Source organism: Methanosphaera sp. A6 (genome assembly GCF_001729395.1).
In the GTDB taxonomy this organism is placed as follows: domain Archaea; phylum Methanobacteriota; class Methanobacteria; order Methanobacteriales; family Methanobacteriaceae; genus Methanosphaera; species Methanosphaera stadtmanae.
The window spans coordinates 1-4,393 of the sequence record NZ_MAIF01000032.1; the positions used below are offsets into that span (position 1 = coordinate 1).

Sequence of the window (4,393 nt, forward strand, 5' to 3'; positions counted from 1 at the left end):
TATTAATATAATTATCAAGATTTTTATACAATTTATTAGGAAATACTGTGTTAATAGCAGTTACCATATTTTCTTCAGAAGGTATATTGCCCATAACTGGTACTTCCTCAGAGTTTACTAATTTTATTGTATTATCTCCCTTTACAAAAGGAGTTTCTAGATAATTAAATATAACCATAGGTTGTTCACCATCATCTGGCATAGTAGTATTTTCTAAATAAATTATCGATTCATTTGATGGTTCATCTACAGTAACAATTGATGCTAGTAAAAATATTGTAGAATTATTTCCTATAATTATTGGAGTAGCAATTTTAGTTTTAACAGTAATATTTGAAAATATAAAACCAACATAACGATTTTTGTTACTTATATTTAAAATCATAGCTTCTTCACAATCCATGTTTAGTGTAATATAACTTAATCCAATATCTTTTGATTCATTATTGAAAATAGTACCTTTTTTAGATTCCATATTTATTGTAATATTATTAAAAGCTACATTTGTCTCATCGTTTTTAGTGATAAGAGTACAATCAGATGTTTTATTCTTTTGAGATAAATATCCTCCTTCAAAGTATATACTAAAATCATATTTACCATTTATTTCAATTAATGATTCTCTTTCATCAGTATTTACAATATTGATATTATTTATACTTACAGTACCACTAGATTTTCCTTTGAATGATACTGTTGAATTGTATAATGTATAATTATTTGGATTATTGAAGTGATTTAAACTATTGTTGATTGTTATATTTTTATTATATAAGTCAGATCCTAATGTAATTTCTGTTATTGATGAATTTATTACTCCATTTTCATCGAAGTATTGATTGTAGTTGTCGTTGGTGATTGTTTCTGTTTTAATACTTTTTGTTTTCGAAGATAAAGTTAATACGGTATTAGGTGTATTATTTTCAACATATATATTATTATTATAAACATATTCCTTTGTTATAGCATTATCTCCACAGCTATATGGACTTTGTAAATAATTGTAACGTACATATACTTTTTTACCTGCCAAAATTTTTTTTAATACTCCGTGTATTATACTTACATTTGTGTTTTCGTGTACTATTATTGTGTTGTTTTCAATATATGTTTTATCGAGGTTATTAAACATTATTGCTTGTGTTGGTGTTGTTGTGTGTGTTGTTATGTTATTTGATGCTATTTTTATGTTTTCTCCTTTGGTTGCTGTTAGTGCTGTTGCTTTTGTTGAGTTTATTGTTATTTTATTGTTGTATATGTTTGTGTTTGTTGCTGTTGTTAGTGTTATTGCTGTTATTATGTTTCCTGTTGCTGTTATTGTGTTGTTGGTTATTGTTGCTTGTACTCCATTGACTGTTATTATTTTTGCTTCATTATTATTATCAATATTAATGTTAGTATTGTTTATTGTTGCTGCCATGTTTATTATTATTGTGTTTGTTCTTGTATCTGTATTTACTATGTTTAGATTATTTATTGTTGCTATTTTGTTTAGTGTTATTGTTGTGTTGTATATTGTGTATTTATTTGGATTTTCTATTGTTACTTCTTTGTTAAATATCATATTTTTGTTGTATATGTCTGATGTTAATACTATTGTATTTAAATCAAATTGGTATATGTTGTTTGTGAAGTATGTGTTGTAGTTGTTGTTTGTTAAATATAATACATTGTTTATTGTTGGCGTGTTATTTAGTAGTGTGTTGTTTTGGCAATTGTTTTGTATTATGGTGTTGTCTGCTCCATTTAATTGTTTGTTGTTTAGTAGTATGTTGTCTTTGATTATGCTGTTGTTTGTATTGTTTAGTATTATTGTGTATAGGTTGTCTGTGGTTATGTTTGTTCCTGTTATGTTTATATTTTGTGAGTCTGTTATTAGTATTGGTGTGTTTATTGTGTTTATTGTTGTATTTTCAACATAGTCTTCTTTAACTAGTTTTCCTATGTATATGTTACTAGAGTTTGTTATTTGTGCATAGTTTCCTTGACTGTTGTATTTTATTGTGTTGATTGTTTTTTGTATGTATTTTATTCCATTTACTTGTGTTTGTGTTGAGTTTACTATGTTAAATACAGTGTTTGTTGGTTTTAATACATCATATCCAGTGTTTAATGTTCCTGTTTTACCATTGATATATGGTGATATATAACTTATTTCAGTATTATTTGCTTTAAATAAGCCAATCATTGTCACATAATTTCCATGTAAATAATAGGAGCTACTAGAATCATTTGATGATATTCTTGTATTATTGGTATTGTATAATTCAATTCCATATATGATGTTTGAGGTTATATTGCTTATTGTTAATTCACTAATTATGTTATTGTTTGATGTTTGGTTATTTCCTGTTATTATTACACCGTATGCAATATTCTGTGAGTTTATGGTTACTTTTGCATTTATATCATTATTATGGGAATCTACAACTTGTATAGCATTTGCATAATTATCTGAAAATACATTAATTATATTATTAGTAATTACGTTATCATCAGTATTTAATAGATTTAATGAGTATGCATATGCATTTGATTGTGTTGTTATTGTATTGTTTAATAATGTGTTGTTTGTGTGTCTGGTGATATTATCTTGTATTGACACTCCTATTGTTGTTCCATATGGTTGTGTTGTTGTATAATTAGTTTTAAATACATTTGATTCTATGTTGTTTTTTGATGATTGTATATGTAATCCTATTGTATCTGCAACACCATAACTACCAGTATAGTTTATGTTATTGGATGGCCCATTTGTTGTTATTGTATTATTATATATGTTGTTTTCATCAGCTAGGAGTATAATTGTGTGTATTGGTGTGTTTGTGTTTACTGTTATGTTGTTTGCTTCGATGTTATTGTATTTTGAGTTGATTTTTATTACATAATCTTTATCATTGGTATTTTGTATGTTTAGTCCATAAATTGTTGTTTTTGCAGTACTATCAACATAGATTGAACAATTTCTAAGAATTGATCCATCAATACTTGTAATAAATACTCTTAGATTTTTTATGTTAAATTGTTTGTTATTTAATGATTGTAGATTTAAACGACTACCATTACTTATAAGTGTGTCTTGTATATTTCCTTCACTATCAAAGTAGGTATTATAATTATCATCAGTAATTGTAATATTTTCTCCAGAATCAACAATATTATCTGATACAATATTATCATTTGTGGATTTCACAGCCATATTTCCAGTAAAAATGGAAGCAGAAATATTATTACTTCTTATACTATTATTAAAAGCATTATTTGTTAATTCAACAGTGTATGATCTATTACTTGTTAAATTATTATTTAAAATAACACTATTATTACCATTAATATATACAAGTCCTTGGATATTGTTATTTTCTACTGTATTATATCCATTAAGATATAAACCATAAGCACTTGTTGGAACTGTTATATTGTTGTTTGTTATTTGTGTATTAGCTTGACCAAGGTTATATATTGCAAAGGTTATCAGTTTTCTAAAATTAAGACTGTAGAATAAGCTAGAGCCTTTCATATCACTAAAACATGAATTTTCAATGACACGATTAAATGAACTATTAAACACGTCATCATTAGCAATATAAATTCCAGTACTATTTTTAAATACACATTCATTCACATAAAGGTTTCCTTTTCCTTGGTATATGTCTGTTTGTTCATTGTTTTCAAATGTACACTTGGTTATGTTTGTAATGAGTGTTACTGATCCATTATGTTGGTTGTAGAAGTCTGCACTTCCCGTGTTTGCTGCAATTCCACTTCCAAATTTAAATGTACTTGCAAGGTTGTATGCATGTCCATTACGGAATGTTGAGTTTACTATGGTTAGTACTTTATCATTGGTTACTGTTCCCCATCTTGCTGCATTATCTATAAATTGACTGTTATGTATTGTTGCTGTACCATTATTGTATATTCCAGCTCCAAAGTTACCTGTACTACTACTTTTACGGTTGGATTCAAATATACTGTTGTTTACAACTAGTGTGGAACCATCATTACTTCTTATTCCTGCTCCTACTCCTGCAAGATTTTCATAGAAATATACATTATCTACTTCAAGATTTGCATAGTTATCTATTGTTGCTGTAGGATATGCATTGATATTGTTTCCACCTTTACTTACCATGTGTTGGAAGTTTAGGTTTTTTATGGTTATTTTACCATTACCTGAGGTTATGTTCATTGCCCAGTTACCTTTTGTTATGTTGTATGTGTTAAAGTATGGGTCATCTCCCCAAACTGTTCCTCCTTGTATGGTATATTCACTTTCTCCATCAATGATTGTTTGATTTATTCCATCACCAATAAAGTTAATGTATTTATTACCATCTATTGTTAGATTTGTATTTCCTGTACCTTTATATGTACCATTTTTAATGTGGAT

At 27.0% G+C, this 4,393-nt stretch carries 1 protein-coding gene; it reads right to left on the reverse strand.

What is annotated here, in order from left to right; all coding sequences use genetic code 11:
- Nucleotides 1–4,393 (reverse strand): hypothetical protein (locus A9758_RS07510; protein WP_084759198.1); only part of this gene is annotated, 4,393 nt, incomplete at both ends.